We start from the raw sequence: 16,668 nt of genomic DNA, 5'->3' as shown, positions 1-16,668 counted from the left end.
GCGTCATGCGGCGTGCTTGCGGCGCGCGGCGGTTTTCTTCGCCGCATGCTCGCCGGTCGCGGCACGTTTCGCGGCCGTCCGCTTCGCCGCCGGCGTCTTCTCGGCGGAGCCCTTCGGCACGGCCTTCGAAGCCGGCTTGCGGCGCGCGCCGCCGCGCGACGACGCAGAAGAAGACGACGCGGAGGAAGACGACGCTTCCGCCTCCGCGCCCTCGTCGTCGCCCGCATTGCGCGGGCCCGCCGCGCGCGCGCCGCCACCGCCGCCGCCCTTCAGGCTGCGTTTCAGCAGCTCGGTCAGATCGACCACGTTGGTCGCCGCGCGGCCCGTCTGCGCAGGCCGCTCCTCGATCTCCTCGATCTTGCCCGCGCGCACCTTGCGCTCGACCAGCTCGAGAATGTCGTCGCGAAACGTGTCGTGATACTCGTCCGGCGTCCACTTGCCCGCCATCTCGTCGATCAGCTTCTTCGCCATCCCGAGCTCGCGCGCGGTCACGCCCGCGTGTTTCGCGTCGTCGGCCGGCACCGTCAGTTCGTCGAGCGGCCGCAGTTCTTCCTGCCAGCGCAGCGTGTCGAGCGCGAGCAGCGGCCCGACCGGAATCAGCGCGCCGAGATGCTGGCGGTCGCGCATCACCACGAGCGCGATGCCGATCTTGCCGCTGTCCTTCAGCGCGTCGCGCAGCAGCGCATAGACCTTCTCGCCCTTGCGGTCCGGCACGAGGTAGTACGGCGTGTCGAGATACAGGAACGATACCGCGTCCGCGTCGACGAACGTCAGGATGTCGACGGTTTGCGTCGATTCCGGATTGGCCGCGCGAATCTCCTCGTCGGTCAGCACGACGTAGCGTTCCTTCTCGTACTCGTAGCCGCGCACGATGTCCTCGCGCGCGACCTCCTTGCCGGTGCGCTTGTTGATCTGCCGATAGCCGACCGGGTCCATCGAGCGCTTGTCGAGCAGCCGGAACGACGGCTTCACGGTGCGCGTCGCGGGAAACAGCTGCACGGGCACGTGAACGAGCCCGAAGCTGATCGCGCCTTTCCAGATCATCCGCGATGCCATGCGTGTTCTCCTTTGCCGGGTGCGCGAGCGCGTGGCGGCACACACCAGAAGCCGTCACGGGCATGGACGCGCCGCACGGCGCGTGTCGCGACGGCGGCTAAAGCGTCGATGCGGGTTGCGTCGGTCAGGGCGCGCGCAACGCGCGGTCGAGTTCGGCGCGCGTCACGTCGAGCGCGACGCTGCATTCGATCTCGGCGTCCTCGACGCGCGGCTTGTGCTCGTCGACCGCGCGCCGCGCGAGGTCGCACAGCTGCGTGCGCACGCGCAGCCGGTCGGCCGCGCCGAGCGACGCATAGCGCGTGAGCACGTCCGGATCGAAGCGCAGGTCGACCGCGCAGCGCCATTGACGCGCGTCTTCATCGGACGGCACGCGCACCCACGACACCTGGATCGTCAGCCGCCCGGACGCGTCGTCCGCATGCACGACGACGGTCGACTGCGACGGAAAGCCGTTCGCGAGCGCATGCTCGATTTCCGCGATGCGCTGCGAACGGTCGGGGGCGGTCGTCATCGCCTGACAACCCCCAGCAGCAGCGTGACCAGGAAGATCACGACGAAGATGTAGAACAGGATCTTCGCGATCTCGGCCGCGCCGGCCGCGATGCCGCCGAAGCCGAACAAGGCGGCGACGAGCGCGATGATGAGGAAGATGATGGCGTAACGAAGCATGAATGCCTCCTGGAGTCCTGAAGAACGGTGATCGCCGATGCGTGTCGCCGTCGATCACGAATCGTGCTTGTGCCTGGGTTTGCCGTGGACCGGCGTCGAAGCCATTTTTTCGAGTTCCTTTTCGCTCATCGACTTGGCCATCGACTTCGCAGGCGGCTTCAGGTCCTTCATTTTCGTGTCGCCGCGCTTGGCCGACAGGGCGGCTCCTGCGGCGCGTTGCTGTGCCTGGGACTTGGCTGGCATGGCTTTCCTCCTCTCGGTGGCGCGCGACGTCCGTGTGGCTCACGGGCGGGCCGCGCGCGGTTCGGACGGTATCGTCATGCGGCGTCGCGCCGGCGCAGGTCGGCCGGCGGAATCTTCATCGCCTGGCGATACTTCGTGACGGTACGACGCGCAAGAAGGATGCCGCGGCCCGCGAGGTTCTGCGCGAGCGCGACGTCGGACAGCGGATCGTTATGGCGCTCGGCGGCGATCATGTCGCGGATCAGCACCTTCGCGGCGGACGCCGAGCACACGCCCTTGCCGGCCGCCTCAAGCTTGCGCGGGAAGAAATGCTTGAACTCGAACGTGCCGTGCGGCGTGGCCATGTACTTGTTGCCCGTCGCGCGCGAGACCGTCGATTCGTGCAGGTCGAGCTCCTCGGCGATGTCGCGCAGCACGAGCGGCTTCATCGCGATCTCGCCGTAGCGGAAGAAGTCGCGCTGCCGGGCGACGATGCATTCGCCGACCCGCTGGATCGTGTCGAAGCGCTTCTGCACGTTGCGGATCAGCCAGCGCGCTTCCTGCAGCTGCTGGCCCAGCGGCGAATCGCGCTCGCCGCTCGACTGCGCGAACAGCGTCGCGTAGCGCTCGTGCAGCCGCGCGCGCGGCAGCACGGCCGGGTTGATCGTCACGATCCATTCGTCGCGCACCTGACGCACGATCACGTCGGGTATCACGTAGTCGCCGCGCGTGCTGCCGTAGTGATTGCCGGGGCGCGGATCGAGCGCGCGCACCAGCGCGCAGGCGGCCTGCATCGTCGCCTGATTGCAGCCGAGGCGCCGCTGGATCTCCGCCGTCTCGCGGCGCGCGAGCCGTTCGAGATGGTCGCGCGCGATGGCCTTCGCTTCCGCGAGCGCCGGCGTGCCGGCCGGAATCGCGTTGAGCTGCAGCAGCAGGCATTCGGACAGCGAGCGCGCGGCGATGCCCGGCCGGTCCAGCATCTGCACGAGCCGTAGCGCGACCGTGAGATCCTGTTCCGACAGCAGCCGCGCCGGATCGGCCGCGATCAGCAGCTCGCCCAGCTCCTGACGCAGGTAGCCGTCTTCGTCGAGCGCGTCGATCACGATGCGCGCGGCCTCGCGGTCGCGCCGGTTCAGCGGATAGAGCCGCAACGCGTCGTGCAGCTGCTGGTGCAGCGACGGCTCGGCGGCCATCCACTCGCCGGGCGACTGGTCGCCCGCGTCGTCGGCCTGTCGCCCGGTGCCTCGCGTCGTCGGCGCGGCCGTGTACGACACGTCGCCGTCCGGCGGGCGCACTTCCTCGTGCTCGGGTGGCGGCTCGGGCGGCGCGGCTTCGGCCTCGGGTTCGGGCGCGTCGGCGGCTTCTTCGTCGCCCTGCCCATCTTCGAGAAACGGATTCGAGTCGAGCGCCTGTCGCAATTCCTGCTGGAATTCGAGCGAAGACAACTGCAGCAGGCGAAGCGACTGCTGAAGCCTCGGCGTGAGTGCCAGATGCTGTCGCATCTGGAGCGCAAGCGTGACGGACATCGATGCCCTCCTGACGGTGTGCGGAATGCGTTTATGCGAATCCATGCAGCTACCGTGCCAGGGAGGCGAAGCGCCGTCCGGCGGGGCTCTCGCGCGTTCGTACCCCGTCGGCCGCGGCCCCGGGCGCCCCCTTTTTTACAAGCGCCAGCAAGTTAGGGGGCACGGCATTCGCTCCGCGCGGATATGCCGTCGCCGTCGCGCGAATATGTCCTCGCAGGCAGGATCGTTGCGCGGCATCCGTGCAGGGTGCCGCGGTCAGTACTGCATCGGCGGCGGCGTGCCCGGCAGCGTTTGACCGCCCTGCGTGCCGTTCGGCCCCGGCGGCGGCACGTCGACCGGCTCGCCGCCGGTCGCGCCCGGCGGCAGCGTGTTGTACGGCGACGGGCGCGTGTCGTAACGCGTATTCGCGTCCGGCATCGTCGTGGTCGGCGACGCGCCGTGGCCGTCCGGCGGCGCCGGCGGTGCGCCACGCGTGCCGTAGGGGCCCTGCGGTTGCGTGCATGCGCCCAGCGCGCACGCAGCGGCGAACGCACAAGCGCACACGCGTGTCGTCTGGATCGGTTTCATCGGAACCTCCTCCGTGAAGTGCGGTGCGCGGCACCGGGCCGGCCGTGACGGCACGGCTCAGAGCCGGTTGAAATGGAAATCGCCCGCATACGCGTTCGGTGCGCGGCGCGCCATCATCGTGTCGAATTCGGCCGCGACGCGCATCAGTGCGCCGCGTTGCCGCTCGATACCGGCCTGCTCGAGCGCCGCGAACGCGTCGGCGTCGAAGGTCACGGTCAGCGACGCCGGATGACCGTCGACGCGAAAGCCGAAATGCAGCGCGCCGGCCGGCTGCTCCTCGGCATGGAACGGCATCGCGCGCGCCTCGAAATGGCGGCCGAGCGTCTCGGCCACGTCGCGCAGCATGCCGGGTTTCACGCTGATGCTCATCGTGGGCTCTCCGTGGGTGGGATGGACGCAATCGGCGACACGCCGGTCGGCGGCGCGTGGATCGGCGGCGCGTGAACGGGCCGCACAGGAATCGGCGGCACAAGAAACGGAAGCGCGTGAATCGGCCGCACAGGAATCGGCAGCCCGTGGTTCGGCCGCGCGTGAATCGGCGGCGCCCGCGTCGGCGGCTCGCGCTCCGGCGGCGGATGCCCGGGCGGGTCGCCTTCCGGATCCTGATAAGGTTCAGGCGTGCCGGGCGGCAAGTCATCCGGCGCGGGCGGCTCGGGGTCCGGTTCGACGTCGGGTATCGGCGGTTCGGGCCGGTGCAGCGACTGGGCGGGGTCTCGGTTCATCGGGGGCATTCGATCGTTGCGTCGTCCTCGCGGGGCCTGATCGATTGGCGCGGCGTGCGCCGCCCGATCGTCCACGAAAGGCAGGGCCGCAAGCTGCGTGCCGTCTGCGTGCCGGCGTGCACGCCGCCTCGCACGCCGCCTTTCCGCGCGCCGGCGCGCGGTCGGGCGCGCCACCCCGCCGTACGCCGTGCCTTCGCTACACCGCGCGCTGCAATTCTTTCAAGGGCAGCGCGCTACGCGTCATACGCAGCCATTACGAGCCACAGCTCGTGGTCGTCGTCGCGCACCCGCGCGGCGAGCGCATACGGATCGGCCGGCTCGCACGCGCGCTGCAGCGCGAACCGCGCCGGCTCGGTCGAGCCGAATGTCTCGTCGCCGAGCGGCCGCACATCGGCCTTGCCTTCGAACATCCGGCGATCGGGCCGGTAGATCAGCGGCTCCTGTTTCCACGCGCTGAAATGGCTCTTCACCGACTCGAACCCGCCGCCGCATACGTTGATCTCATAGCGCACCCCTGGCCGCCGTTTGGGAATCGTCATCGTGCCTCCCGCTTGATTTGCGTGTGTGTGCGGAGCATTGCACCGCGCGTTGTGGCCGGCATCCTGCGTCGTCGTCCTGCGTGGTCATCCATCGAAGAAGCGGCAAGTCCCGTGCCGCGCGGTCGCGACAGGCACGGCCGTTGCGCGATCACCGCGTCATCGTCACCGCCTCGGAGCCCAGCCATGAAGGAATCGACCCGAACCGGCCGCGACGCGCCGCACCAACCGCAGCGCGATCCGTCGCCGCCGTTGAAGAACCAGGATCAAACGAAGACGCGCCACTCGGAGCGCCATATCGACAAGCAGCTCGAGGACACGTTCCCCGCGAGCGATCCGCCCGCGACCGGCGGCGTCACGCGCATCGAGCCCGACACGCCGCCGGGCACGCACGACGACGGCCCGTGGCAGGACCCCGCCCGACGCCGCGACGAATGACGGCCGGCACTCGACGGACACCGCTGCCGAACGGCACGCCGCTTGCTGCCCCGCTTGTTGCCCCGTACGGCCCGGACTCGCCGGCTCACACGGCCCGGATTCAACACGCAAGGAGGACTTCATGCAACGCGTCAACGAAATCATGTCGCAGGACGTCGTGCGCATCGCGCCGACCGACTCGATCCGTCATGCGGCGCAATTGATGGAGCGCTATGACATCGGCGCGCTGCCCGTATGTGACAACAACCGGCTGATCGGCATGGTCACGGACCGCGATCTCGCGGTGCGCGCGATCTCGGCCGGCAAGCCGCCGGAAACGCGGATCCACGAAGTCGCGTCGGGTCCGATCGAATGGTGTTTCGAGGACGATTCGCTGGAAGAGATCCAGCACTACATGGCCGACGCGCAACTGCGCCGCCTGCCCGTCGTCGATCACGACAAGCGGCTCGTTGGCATGCTGTCGCTCGCGGACATCGCGACGCGCACGGCCGGCCCCGCACGCGACGACGTCGCGAACACGCTCGAAGGCGTGTCGCAACCGAAGCAGACGTGACGGGGCCATTCGCGCCCCGCCCCGACTACCCGCGCGACCCGCAGGGCCCATCCCGGGCACGGTCGCGCTCCACGCAGCCAGGAGGACAACCATGCAGACTCAAGGACAGACCCGCATCGTCGGCAAGGGGGCCGCAACCGCGGCCGGGCCCGGCCCGGACGTGATGGCAGCCGACACGCTGGAAGGCGACAAGGTCTATACGACCGATGGCGACGACGTCGGCAAGATCAAGGACATCATGCTCGATGTGCGCTCGGGCCGCGTCGCGTACGCCGTGCTGTCGAGCGGCGGCCTGCTCGGCATCGGCGACAAGCTGCTTGCGATTCCGTGGAGCGCGCTCACGCTCGATACCGAGCGCAAGTGTTTCCTGCTGTCGGTCTCATCCGAGCGAATCCGCAACGCGCCGGGCTTCGACAAGGATCACTGGCCGGCGATGGCCGACCCGCAATGGGCCGAGCCGCTGCACGAGTACTACGGCAGCACGCCGTACTGGAGCGCGGGCGACGAGCTCGGGCTGACCGATCCGACCGAGGACCTGAACGATCCGCGCGCGCGCGACCAGCATTGATCGCTCTCGATTTGCCGGTGTATTAGCCGACGTGCCCCGCGAAAGCGGGGCTTTTTTTGGGCTTTCTTCGTGACGGATCGCCGGGCCGGCCCGGTCCCGTGAAGCCGGCGTCGCGGCCACCTGCCGGGCGCGCGACAGTCGTGGCGCGCGCCACCCGATTGATAACCAGACAACATCAATCCTTCCAAAATTCGCACTTAACGTTTCCCCGTCTCCGGGCGAACATTGCCAAAACGACAATCGGTCGCGCCCCGCGCCATTCCCGCATTCTCTGGAGACACCCTGATGCACCCCTCGCCCAGCCTTTCGACCGGACGTTCGAAGGCCGCCGCGGTATTCCGCGTGACGGCCGGCAACTTCCTCGAGCAGTTCGACTTCTTCCTGTTCGGCTTCTACGCGACGCAGATCGCCGCCGTGTTCTTTCCCACCGCGAACGAGTTCGCCTCGCTGATGATGACCTTCGCGGTCTTCGGCGCCGGCTTCCTGATGCGGCCGCTGGGCGCGATCGTGCTGGGCGCGTACATCGACGACGTCGGCCGCCGCAAGGGCCTGATCGTCACGCTCGCGATCATGGCGAGCGGCACGATCCTGATCGCGTTCGTCCCCGGTTATGCGACGATCGGCCTGCTCGCGCCCGCGCTCGTGCTGATCGGGCGACTGCTGCAGGGCTTTTCGGCAGGCGCGGAACTGGGCGGCGTGTCGGTCTATCTCGCCGAAATGGCCACGCCCGGCCGCAAGGGCTTCTTCACGAGCTGGCAGTCGGCCAGCCAGCAGGTCGCGATCGTCGTCGCGGCCGGCCTCGGCTTCGCGCTCAATCAATGGCTGAGCGCATCGGCGATCGCCGCGTGGGGATGGCGCGTGCCGTTCTTCGTCGGCTGCATGATCGTGCCGTTCATCTTCATGCTGCGCCGCAAGCTCGAGGAAACGCAGGAGTTCAAGGCGCGCCGGCACCGCCCGAGCATGAAGGAAGTGTTCGGCACGCTGGCGCACAACTGGGGTGTCGTGGTCGCCGGCATGATGCTGGTCGCGATGACGACCACGAGCTTCTACCTGATCACCGTCTACGCGCCCACGTTCGGCAAGACGGTCCTGCACCTGAGCACCGCGGACAGCCTGCTCGTCACGCTGTGCGTCGGCGTGTCGAACTTCGTGTGGCTGCCGATCGGCGGCGCGCTGTCCGATCGCATCGGCCGCCGGCCGCTGCTGGTCGGCATGACGGTCCTCGCGATCGCCACCGCGTACCCCGCGCTGTCGCTGCTCGCGCATGCGCCGTCGTTCATCAACATGCTGCTTGTGCTGCTGTGGCTGTCGTTCATGTACGGGATCTACAACGGCGCGATGGTCGTCGCGCTGACGGAAGTGATGCCCGTCGAGGTGCGCGTGGCAGGCTTCTCACTCGCCTACAGCCTCGCGACGGCCGTGTTCGGCGGCTTCACGCCCGCCATCTCCACGGCGCTGATTCACATGACCGGCGACAAGGCCGCACCCGGTTACTGGATGAGCCTCGCCGCGGTGTGCGCGCTGCTCGCGACGTTCGTACTCTATCGCCGCCATCCGGCGACGCTGACACCGGCGCACTGACGCTTGATGCCGAACCCCCTGCCCCGACTTCGCACGACCCAGGCCACGACCACGACCATGAAGAACCTGCTCCTGAAACTGTGCGCGACCGCACTCGTCGCCACCTCCGCAATCGCCGCGAACGTACAGGCCGCCGAGCTGCACGTGATGAGCTCGGGCGGCTTCACCGCCGCCTACAAGCGGCTCGGCCCGCAGTTCGCGGCCCGCACGGGCAACACGCTCGACACGGCGCTCGGCCCGTCGATGGGCAAGTCGCCCGAAGCGATTCCGAACCGGCTGGCGCGCGGCGAGCCGGCCGACGCGGTGATCATGGTCGGCTACGCGCTCGACGACCTGATCAAGCAAGGCAAGGTGATCCCCGGATCGCGCGTCGAGCTGGCCGATTCGCGGATCGGCATGGTCGTGCGCGACGGCGCGGCGAAACCCGACATCAGCTCGGCCGACGGCCTCAGGGAAGCGCTGCTGCATGCGAAGTCGATCGCGTACTCGGACAGCGCGAGCGGCGTCTACATCGAGCGGGAATTGTTCAAGAAGCTCGGCATCGAAGACCAGGTGAAATCGAAGGCGAAGATGATCCCGCGGATCCCGGTCGCCTCCGTGGTCGCGAACGGCGACTACGAAATCGGCTTTCAGCAGGTGAGCGAACTGCTGCCCGTGAAGGGCGCGACCTTCGTCGGCAAGATTCCCGAAGCGCTGCAGTCCGTCACGCGCTTCGCGGCCGGCATCCCGGTCGGCGCGCAGCATCCGGAGGAAGCGAAGGCGCTCCTCGACTATCTCGCGTCGCCCGACGTGCAGCCGGAAGTGAAATCGACCGGGCTGGATTCCGTCTCCGCGCATTGAGCCCGCAACCCGGGAAGGCGCGCGTCAGACCGCCTTCCCGTCGCGCCCGGCGCCGGCCCCGGCATCGTCGGCGCCATTCGGGCCTTCCGGCCCGGCCGCGTTCAGCACCCGCACGAGACGCGCACGATCGCACGCCCCTTCCCACGACGATACGAAGATCACCGCGCACGCATTGCTGATCACGCTCGTCAGCGCACGCGCCTCGGACATGAAGCGATCGATGCCGACCAGCAGCGCGACCCCGGCAACCGGCAGGTCGGGCATCACGGCAAGCGTCGCGACGAGCGCGACGAGCCCGCTGCCCGACACGCCGGCCGCGCCCTTCGACGTCAGCAGCATGACGGCCAGCATCGCCGCGATCTGCGGCGCGGACAGCGGCACGTCGCACGCCTGCGCAATGAACAATGCCGCGAGCGTCAGATAGATCGCGGTGCCGTCCAGGTTGAACGAGTAGCCGGCCGGCAGCACGAGCCCGACCACGCCCTTGTCGCAACCGAGCGACTCCAGCTTGACGATCAGCCGCGGCAATACCGGCTCCGTCGACGAGGTCGCGAGGACGATCAGCAGCTCCTCGCGCAGGTAGCGCAGCAGCCGCCACAACGCGAATCCGTGCAACCGCGCGAGCGGTGCGAGCACCAGCGCGACGAACAGCCCGCAGGCCATGTAGAACGACATCATCAGCCGCGCGAGCGAGCCGACCGAGCCGATGCCGAAGCGGCCCACCGTGAAGGCCATCGCGCCGAATGCGCCGAGCGGGGCGAGCCGCATGATCATCGCCAGCACGCGAAAGACGATCTGCGCGACGCCGTCGATCAGCGCCAGCACGGGCCGGCCCGCCTGCGGAGCCGCATTGAGCGAAAAGCCGAACAGCAGCGCCAGCAGCAGCACCGGCAGCACCTCGCCCTGCTGGAACGCGCCGAGCATCGTGTCCGGGATCACGCTCAACGCGAACTCCACCAAGCCGCGCGGCGGCGCATGCCGCGTATAGGGCGCAAGGACGCTCGCATCGAGATGGCGCACGTCCACGTGCATGCCGGCGCCCGGCTGCAGCACGAACGCGGCGACGAGCCCGAAGGCGAGCGCGGCGGCGGTCAACAGATAGAACAGCACCAGCGCGCGGACGATCGTGCGCCCGATGGCGGTCCCGTTCGCCAGCGACGTGATGCCCGACACGATCGTGCAGAACACGACCGGCGCGATCATCATCCGCACGAGGCCGACGAAGGCATCGCCGAGCGGCTTGAGCATCGCGCCCGCCGACGGCCAGAAATGGCCGACGCTCACGCCGAGCACCATCGCCAGCAGAACCTGCACGTAGAGCGAACGAAGCGGTCTTGCCAGCGTCACGATGCGGTCTTGCCCGATGTTCCGGCCGTATTCGCCGCATGCGCCACCTGTTTCGATCCATCGCCGCGCTTCGCATCGACGACCGCCTGGTGAAACGCTTCCGCGGCCGGGGTGAGCGGGCGTCCGCGCCGTTTCACGATGCCCACGCGGCGCTTGACCGCCGGCTCGACGAGCGGCACGCTCGTGAGCAGCGGATGGTCGTGCCCGGGCATCGCCATCGACGGTACCGCGGCGACGCCGAGCCCTGCCTCGACCAGCCCGAGCATGGTCGTCACGTGGCGCGTCTCGCACACGCTCGGCGCCCGCGGCGCGACGCTCGTCAGCGCCTGGTCGAGCAACAGGCGGTTGCCGGACGTCTTGTCCACCGACACGTACTCGTACTCGTAAAGCTCGTTCCAGGTCACGCGCTTCTTGCGCGCGAGCGGATGGTCGCGCCGGCACGCGGCGACGAACCGCTCCTGCAGCAGCAGCTTGAACTCGACCTCGGGCTCCTGGCTGCCCATGAAGCTCACGCCGAAATCGGCCTCGCCGCTGATGACGGCGCTCAGCACCTCGTTCGCGCTCGCGTCCAGCAGCTTGACCCGGATGCGCGGAAAGCGGCGGTGATAGCTTGCGATCACGTTCGGCAGAAAGTAGTAGGCGACCGACGGCACGCACGCGATCGTCACGTGACCGAGCCGGCTCGACGAAACGTCGCGGATGCCGAGCAGCGCGACGTCGAGATCGTCCAGCAACTGCTCGGCGCTCGGCGCGAACACGCGGCCGACGGTGGTCAGCGAGACGCTGCGCGTGGTGCGCTCGAACAGACGCACGCCGAGCGCTTCCTCCAGTTTGTCGATCCGGCGGCTCAACGCGGGCTGTGAAATGCTGATCGCCTCGGCGGCCTTCCGGAAGCTGCCCAGCTCCACCACCGCGCGAAACGCCTGCAAATCGGTCAAATCGAAGTTGATTCCCACGGGCCGTGTCTCCACATCTCGAATGCCCGGTATTTTGCATGATTCGGGCAGCCACACCCAGCCCGGAGATGCCCGGCTCCGCCGCCGCGCTACGCGCGATGCCGCAACGCATCGATCACGATCGAAAACGCGCGCGACGCCTGGCGGCGGCTCGGGTAGTACGCGTGATAGCCGGGAAAGACCGGGCACCAGTCCGGCATCACGATGCGCAGCCTGCCGGCGTGCACGTGGTCGAGCACGATGTCCTCGGTGACGAACGCGATGCCGAATCCGTCCAGCGCCGCCTGCAGCATCTGCGGCTGCGTATTGCAGGTGATCCGCCCGTTCACGCGCGCCTGGATCTCGTTCCTGCCCTTCTTCAGCTCCCATGCATAGATGCCCTTCGCGGTCGCGAGCCGCAGCGTCACGCAATCGTGATCGAGCAGGTCCTGCGGCGTCTTCGGCGGCTTGCGGCCGTCGAGATAGGCCGGCGACGCAACCATCGCCATCCGGATGTCCGGGCTGATGCGCACCGCGATCATGTCCTTCGCGACCTGGTTGCCGTAGCGCACGCCGATGTCGTAGCGCTCCTCGACGATGTTCGACAGCCCGTAGTCGACCGAGAACTCGACGCGGATGTCGGGGTAGTCGGGCAGCACCTTCCTGAGCTTCGGCCAGATGATCGTGTCGATCGGATGCTCGGTGGCCGTGATCCGCACGACGCCGGCCGGCTTGTCGCGGAAATCGGCCACGGCGGCGAGCTTCGTTTCGATCTCGTCGATGCGCGGCGCGACGGTCCGGAACAGTTCCTCGCCCGCTTCGGTCGTCGACACGCTGCGCGTCGTGCGCGTCAGCAGCCGCACGCCGAGCCGCGCTTCGAAATCGCGCACCGTCTGGCTCAGCGCCGATTGCGACACACCGAGGCGCGCCGCCGCGCGCGTGAAGCTCCGGTCGCGCGCCACCGCGAGAAACGCCAGCAGATCGTTGAGGTTTTCGCGCGGCATGTCGGGCGGCTCCTGTCGAAACGGACGCCCATCCTAGCACCGACGCGCCGCGCGCCACCCGGTACGGCTTCCGTCCATTCATTAGACTGACTTATAAGTCCAAGCGCGCCGCGCTACTTAATCGATCGATCGTGGGTCGATAGACTGCGAAGCCTTCGGGTCCCCGTGCGGCCGTAGCCGACTTTTGGGGATCTCCCCTGCATTCCTTTCCGGAGTCCGTCTCGTGAAATCCGCTCTTCGCCTTCTCGTCGCCGCACTTGTCGTGTCCGGCCCGTTGTTCGCCCATGCGCAGGGCCTGACGCGCGAGCAGGTGCGCGAAGACATGATTCGCTACGAAGCCGCCGGCTTCAATCCGGCACGCGCGAATCCGCGCACGTGGGTGGACGATGCCCAGGCCGCGTCCGTACGCGTCATGGCCGCGCACGATGCCGGCGCCCGCACGCATCTGGCCGATCGCGGCGCGGCCGCCGCGCGCTGCGACTGACCGACGCCGCCCCTTCGCCCACGATCCGCACCGCTTCGACGATGCAAGCCGTTGCCACTTCCGACCGGCGCCCCGCGCCCGTTCAAACCGCCGCATGGGGCGCCGTCCTCGCGATGGCGCTCGGCGCGTTCGCGCTCGTCGCGTCCGAATTCATGCCGGTCAGCCTGCTGACGCCGATCGCCACCGACCTGCACGTCAGCGAAGGCCAGGCGGGCCAGGCCATTTCCGTGTCCGGCGCCTTCGCGCTCGTGACGAGCCTGTTCATCGCGTCGCTGGCCGGACGGCGCGATCGCAAGCGGCTGCTGCTCGTGCTGACGCTGCTGACGATCGTCTCCGGCACGATCGTTGCATTCGCACCGAATTACGTTGCCTTCATCGCGGGGCGCGCACTGATCGGTGTTGCGATCGGCGGGTTCTGGTCGATGTCGGCCGCGACCGCGATGCGGCTGGTGCCCGATGCCCAGGTGCCGCGCGCGCTGGCGATCGTGAACGGCGGCAACGCGCTCGCGACCGTCGTCGCGGCGCCGCTCGGCAGCTTTCTCGGCGGCATCGTCGGCTGGCGCTGGGCATTCTTCTGCGTCGTGCCGGTCGCGGCGCTCGCGTTCGGCTGGAAACTCGTCAGCCTGCCGCCGATGAAGGCCGCATCGCACGCGGCGCCCGCCAATGCGCTCGCACTGCTCGGCCGCGTGCCGGTCGCGCTCGGCATGGCGGCCGTCAGCCTGCTGTTCATGGGACAGTTCGCGCTGTTCACGTACCTGCGGCCGTTCCTCGAAACGGTGACGCACGTCGGCAATGCCACGCTGTCGCTGATGCTGCTCGCGATCGGCGTGGCCGGGGTCGCGGGGACGATCCTGATCGGTGCGTGCCTGAAGAACGGGCTGTACCGCACGCTCGGCGTCACCCCGCTGCTGATGGCCGCGATCGCCGTCGCGCTCGTGTGGTGCGGCGCGTCGACCGCCGCCACCGCGGGCCTGCTTGCCCTGTGGGGACTGACCGGCACGGCCGCGCCCGTCGGCTGGTGGACCTGGCTCGCGCGCACGCTGCCGCATGACGCGGAAGCCGGCGGCGGCCTGATGGTCGCGGTCGTGCAGCTCGCGATCGCACTCGGCGCGACGACAGGCGGCCTGCTGTACGACCTGCACGGCTATCGCGCGACCTTCGCGATGAGTGCGGCGCTGCTCGTTTGCGCCGGCGTGGCGGCGTTCGCGGCGGGACGCGCCGCCGCGGCGCGCACGGCAGGCGGCTGAGCACCGCACGACGGCGCTCTAGGCCGCTCCGGGCCGCTCGATGCCGTTTTGCAAGTCGTACCGTGCAAGGCGGCTGGAGCATCGCCGGGGGCTGCTTGGACCCCCTGTCCCCCGCCATCACCGGATGCGGCTCCGACACACGACGCGTCCATCGCGACCGCACGCGGCATGCCGGTTGCTGCATCTCGTCGATATCGTCGATACGGGAGCCGCCGATGCACACACTGCCGATGTTCCGCCCCGGCAACGCCTTCGATCGGCTTGTCGCGCGCGCCCGAGCATGCCGCTTCGCGCGCGCGGCGTCGGCCTGCACCGGAGGATTGGCATGAAGCGCGACCCGAGCACGAAACCGGCTGCGGTCCCGGCCGCCGCCGACACACCGGCCACGCTCGACGCATGCCGCCGCTGCGGGCTGTGGGAACATGCGACGCAGCCGGTGCCCGGCGCCGGGCCCGTCGACGCGCGCATCATGCTGGTCGGCGAACAGCCGGGCGACCAGGAGGACCGCGCGGGCATCCCGTTCGTCGGCGCGGCGGGCCGCATGCTCGATCGCGCGCTCGACGAGGCCGGCATTGCACGCACGAGCGTCTACCTGACCAACGCGGTCAGCACTTCAAATGGGAACCGCGCGGCAAGCGGCGGCTGCACAGACGCCCGCGCAGCCGAGGTCGCCGCCTGCCGCTACTGGCTCGAACGCGAGCTCGACGCGTGGAGCCCGCGCGTGATCGTCGCGCTCGGGCGACGGCGCTGCGCGCGGTGCTGCAGGACAACGACGCGACGCTGGAGCGCACGCGCAAGCCGGTGCGCTCGCCGGACGGTTGTCTCGTCGTCGCGACCTATCACCCGTCCTACGTGCTGCGCACACGCGGCGCCGATTCGCGCGAGCATGCGTACCGGACGCTCGTCGACGCGCTGCGCACCGCGTCCCGCCTCGCGCGCGGCAACGGCGGCGCGCACGAGGCATCGGGAGACGCCGAATGAGCGACCTGCGCGGCGGCGCGTCGCGCGACACCCCGGCCGCCACAACCGACCCGGCCGCCACCACCGCCGCGAAGCCCTGGTACCGTCGGCTCGGCCCCGGCCTGCTCGCGGGCGCGTCCGACGCCGATCCGAGCAACGTCGCCGTCTATGCGCAGGCCGGCAGCCAGTTCGGCTTCCACATGCTGTGGATGATCGTGATCACGCTGCCGATGATGGTGGCCGTGCAGCTTGCGGCGGCATTCATCGGACGCGCCAACCGCGAAGGCCTCGTGGCCGGCATCCGCGAGCAGTTCTCCGCCCGACTCGCCAAGGCCCTGATCGTCATGGTGGTGATCGTCAATGTCGTGAACGTTGGCGCCGACCTCGCCGCGATGGGTGATGCGACCGCGCTCGTCGCCGGTGGCCGCAGCTACTGGTATGCGCCCGTCTACGGCATCGCGTCGCTCGCGCTGCAGGTGCTGCTGTCCTACGAACGCTACGCGCGCTGGCTCAAATGGATGACGTTCGGCCTGCTCGCCTACGTGCTCGAACTCGGGTTCGTGCACATCGACTGGCGCGGCCTGCTGCACGCGATCGTCCTGCCGCACATCGCGTTCACGCACGACTATGCGACCACGGCGGTCGCGGTGCTCGGCACGACGCTGAGCCCGTACCTGTTCGTATGGCAGGCCGCGCTCGAGGTCGAGGAAACCCAGGTCGAGCGCCGCAACGGCGACACCGCGTGCACGCCCGGCGCGCGCCGTGAAACCGGGCGGCGCATCACGTTCGACACCTGGACCGGGATGATCGTCACCAACGCGGTGTCGTTCTGCATCATGGTGATCGGCGCGGCGGTGTGCTTCTCGCACGGCAAGCACGACATCGGCTCCACCGCGCAGGCTGCCGAGGCGCTGCGCCCGATCGCCGGCGAGGCGGCATTCGTCGTGTTCGCGTTCGGCATCGTCGGCTGCGGGCTGCTCGCGATCCCCGCGTTCGCGGGCAGCGCCGCATACGGTTGCGCGGAGGCGTGGCGGTTCCGCGAAGGGCTGAACGAACCGGTGCGGCGCGCACCCGCGTTCTATGCGGTACTGGCCGGCTGCGTGATCGTCGGCATCGCGATCTGCTTCAGCCCGGTCGATCCGATCAAGGCGTTGTACTGGAGCGCGGTGCTCAACGGCGTCGCGGCGGTGCCGATGCTGGTGCTCGTGATGCTGCTGTCGCAGCGGCGCGATGCGGCCGGCCAGCCGGGCAGCGGCATCGCGTCGAAGGTGTTCGGGTGGCTGGCGGTCGCGCTGATGGCGGCATCGGTGGTCGTGATGGCCGCGGACATGCTGAGCTGATCTGGACGGCATGGTTGCGCCTGCAACCGTTCACGCGTGACGGACGGCGTGGAAAGCGAACGACCCTGACGAT

At 69.1% G+C, this 16,668-nt stretch carries 21 protein-coding genes and 1 pseudogene; 10 read left to right on the top strand and 12 right to left on the bottom strand.

Annotated features, from left to right (window positions below; genetic code table 11):
- Window positions 1-3: 3 nt before the first annotated feature.
- The 9 genes from ku to PL79_RS24940 all read right to left on the bottom strand — a co-directional run bounded on the left by ku (window position 4) and on the right by PL79_RS24940 (window position 5,301).
- Window positions 4-1,056, bottom strand: coding sequence for a non-homologous end joining protein Ku (ku, locus tag PL79_RS24980; protein ID WP_044843389.1), 1,053 nt, complete (start codon window positions 1,054-1,056; stop codon window positions 4-6).
- Window positions 1,057-1,180: 124 nt separating this feature from the next.
- A complete protein-coding gene (locus PL79_RS24975; protein ID WP_044843388.1) occupies window positions 1,181-1,567 on the bottom strand; it encodes a DUF3022 domain-containing protein in 387 nt (128 codons plus the stop codon).
- Window positions 1,564-1,725: a DUF1328 domain-containing protein gene (locus PL79_RS24970; protein WP_044843387.1), complete on the bottom strand. Its 162-nt coding sequence runs from the start codon at window positions 1,723-1,725 to the stop codon at window positions 1,564-1,566. Before PL79_RS24970 ends, PL79_RS24975 begins: the two co-directional genes overlap by 4 nt.
- A gap of 54 nt (window positions 1,726-1,779) precedes the next feature.
- A complete protein-coding gene (locus PL79_RS24965; RefSeq protein WP_044843386.1) occupies window positions 1,780-1,968 on the bottom strand; it encodes a DUF3008 family protein in 189 nt (62 codons plus the stop codon).
- A gap of 74 nt (window positions 1,969-2,042) precedes the next feature.
- A complete protein-coding gene (locus PL79_RS24960; RefSeq protein ID WP_044843385.1) occupies window positions 2,043-3,473 on the bottom strand; it encodes an RNA polymerase factor sigma-54 in 1,431 nt (476 codons plus the stop codon).
- A gap of 255 nt (window positions 3,474-3,728) precedes the next feature.
- The gene (locus tag PL79_RS24955) at window positions 3,729-4,040 is read right to left on the bottom strand and encodes a hypothetical protein (protein ID WP_044843384.1); all 312 of its coding nucleotides are present in this window, start codon (window positions 4,038-4,040) and stop codon (window positions 3,729-3,731) included.
- Window positions 4,041-4,097: 57 nt separating this feature from the next.
- Window positions 4,098-4,409: a hypothetical protein gene (locus PL79_RS24950; RefSeq protein WP_044843383.1), complete on the bottom strand. Its 312-nt coding sequence runs from the start codon at window positions 4,407-4,409 to the stop codon at window positions 4,098-4,100.
- Complete coding sequence (locus PL79_RS36730; RefSeq protein WP_235879322.1) at window positions 4,406-4,762, bottom strand: hypothetical protein; 357 nt, start codon at window positions 4,760-4,762, stop codon at window positions 4,406-4,408. The genes PL79_RS24950 and PL79_RS36730 overlap by 4 nt, the downstream gene beginning before the upstream one ends.
- Before the next feature lie 233 nt (window positions 4,763-4,995).
- The gene (locus PL79_RS24940) at window positions 4,996-5,301 is read right to left on the bottom strand and encodes a hypothetical protein (RefSeq protein WP_044843382.1); all 306 of its coding nucleotides are present in this window, start codon (window positions 5,299-5,301) and stop codon (window positions 4,996-4,998) included.
- Window positions 5,302-5,484: 183 nt separating this feature from the next.
- Here PL79_RS24940 and PL79_RS24935 point away from each other — a divergent pair, with 183 nt between their 5' ends.
- The 5 genes from PL79_RS24935 to PL79_RS24915 all read left to right on the top strand — a co-directional run bounded on the left by PL79_RS24935 (window position 5,485) and on the right by PL79_RS24915 (window position 9,278).
- A complete protein-coding gene (locus PL79_RS24935; RefSeq protein ID WP_044843381.1) occupies window positions 5,485-5,736 on the top strand; it encodes a hypothetical protein in 252 nt (83 codons plus the stop codon).
- A gap of 121 nt (window positions 5,737-5,857) precedes the next feature.
- Window positions 5,858-6,289: a CBS domain-containing protein gene (locus PL79_RS24930; protein WP_044843380.1), complete on the top strand. Its 432-nt coding sequence runs from the start codon at window positions 5,858-5,860 to the stop codon at window positions 6,287-6,289.
- A gap of 91 nt (window positions 6,290-6,380) precedes the next feature.
- Entirely contained in the window at window positions 6,381-6,857 is a 477-nt protein-coding gene (locus tag PL79_RS24925; RefSeq protein WP_044843379.1) for a PRC-barrel domain-containing protein, read from the top strand.
- A gap of 285 nt (window positions 6,858-7,142) precedes the next feature.
- Window positions 7,143-8,438 (top strand): MFS transporter, encoded by a 1,296-nt coding sequence (locus PL79_RS24920; protein WP_044843378.1) that lies wholly within the window; start codon window positions 7,143-7,145, stop codon window positions 8,436-8,438.
- A 57-nt stretch (window positions 8,439-8,495) separates the two neighbouring features.
- Window positions 8,496-9,278, top strand: coding sequence for a substrate-binding domain-containing protein (locus PL79_RS24915; RefSeq protein WP_044843377.1), 783 nt, complete (start codon window positions 8,496-8,498; stop codon window positions 9,276-9,278).
- Window positions 9,279-9,302: 24 nt separating this feature from the next.
- Here the strand turns inward: PL79_RS24915 and dctA are convergent, their stop codons facing one another.
- The 3 genes from dctA to PL79_RS24900 all read right to left on the bottom strand — a co-directional run bounded on the left by dctA (window position 9,303) and on the right by PL79_RS24900 (window position 12,564).
- Window positions 9,303-10,625 (bottom strand): C4-dicarboxylate transporter DctA, encoded by a 1,323-nt coding sequence (gene dctA, locus PL79_RS24910; RefSeq protein ID WP_082088427.1) that lies wholly within the window; start codon window positions 10,623-10,625, stop codon window positions 9,303-9,305.
- The gene (locus PL79_RS24905; protein WP_044843375.1) at window positions 10,622-11,581 is read right to left on the bottom strand and encodes a LysR family transcriptional regulator; all 960 of its coding nucleotides are present in this window, start codon (window positions 11,579-11,581) and stop codon (window positions 10,622-10,624) included. The genes dctA and PL79_RS24905 overlap by 4 nt, the downstream gene beginning before the upstream one ends.
- An 89-nt stretch (window positions 11,582-11,670) precedes the next feature.
- Entirely contained in the window at window positions 11,671-12,564 is an 894-nt protein-coding gene (locus PL79_RS24900; RefSeq protein ID WP_044843374.1) for a LysR family transcriptional regulator, read from the bottom strand.
- Window positions 12,565-12,787: 223 nt separating this feature from the next.
- On the opposite strand from PL79_RS24900, the gene PL79_RS24895 reads away from it, so the two are divergent.
- From PL79_RS24895 to PL79_RS24875, 5 genes and pseudogenes are all read left to right on the top strand, one after another.
- On the top strand, window positions 12,788-13,048 hold the full coding sequence (locus tag PL79_RS24895; protein ID WP_044843373.1) for a DUF4148 domain-containing protein: 261 nt from the start codon (window positions 12,788-12,790) through the stop codon (window positions 13,046-13,048).
- Window positions 13,049-13,089: 41 nt separating this feature from the next.
- On the top strand, window positions 13,090-14,295 hold the full coding sequence (locus PL79_RS24890) for an MFS transporter (RefSeq protein WP_044843372.1): 1,206 nt from the start codon (window positions 13,090-13,092) through the stop codon (window positions 14,293-14,295).
- A gap of 40 nt (window positions 14,296-14,335) precedes the next feature.
- Window positions 14,336-15,004 (top strand): annotated as a pseudogene (locus PL79_RS37245) (uracil-DNA glycosylase); the annotation flags it as partial.
- Complete coding sequence (locus tag PL79_RS37240; RefSeq protein ID WP_135801137.1) at window positions 15,004-15,276, top strand: hypothetical protein; 273 nt, start codon at window positions 15,004-15,006, stop codon at window positions 15,274-15,276. The pseudogene PL79_RS37245 and the gene PL79_RS37240, both read left to right, overlap by 1 nt.
- Window positions 15,273-16,595 (top strand): NRAMP family divalent metal transporter, encoded by a 1,323-nt coding sequence (locus PL79_RS24875; protein ID WP_044843371.1) that lies wholly within the window; start codon window positions 15,273-15,275, stop codon window positions 16,593-16,595. The genes PL79_RS37240 and PL79_RS24875 overlap by 4 nt, the downstream gene beginning before the upstream one ends.
- Window positions 16,596-16,668: the final 73 nt, after the last annotated feature.

The sequence above is a fragment of the Burkholderia sp. USMB20 genome, assembly GCF_000949135.2.
GTDB lineage: Bacteria > Pseudomonadota > Gammaproteobacteria > Burkholderiales > Burkholderiaceae > Burkholderia.
The sequence above is the reverse complement of the archived record's forward strand: the minus strand, read 5'-3'. Positions and strand labels throughout refer to the sequence as shown.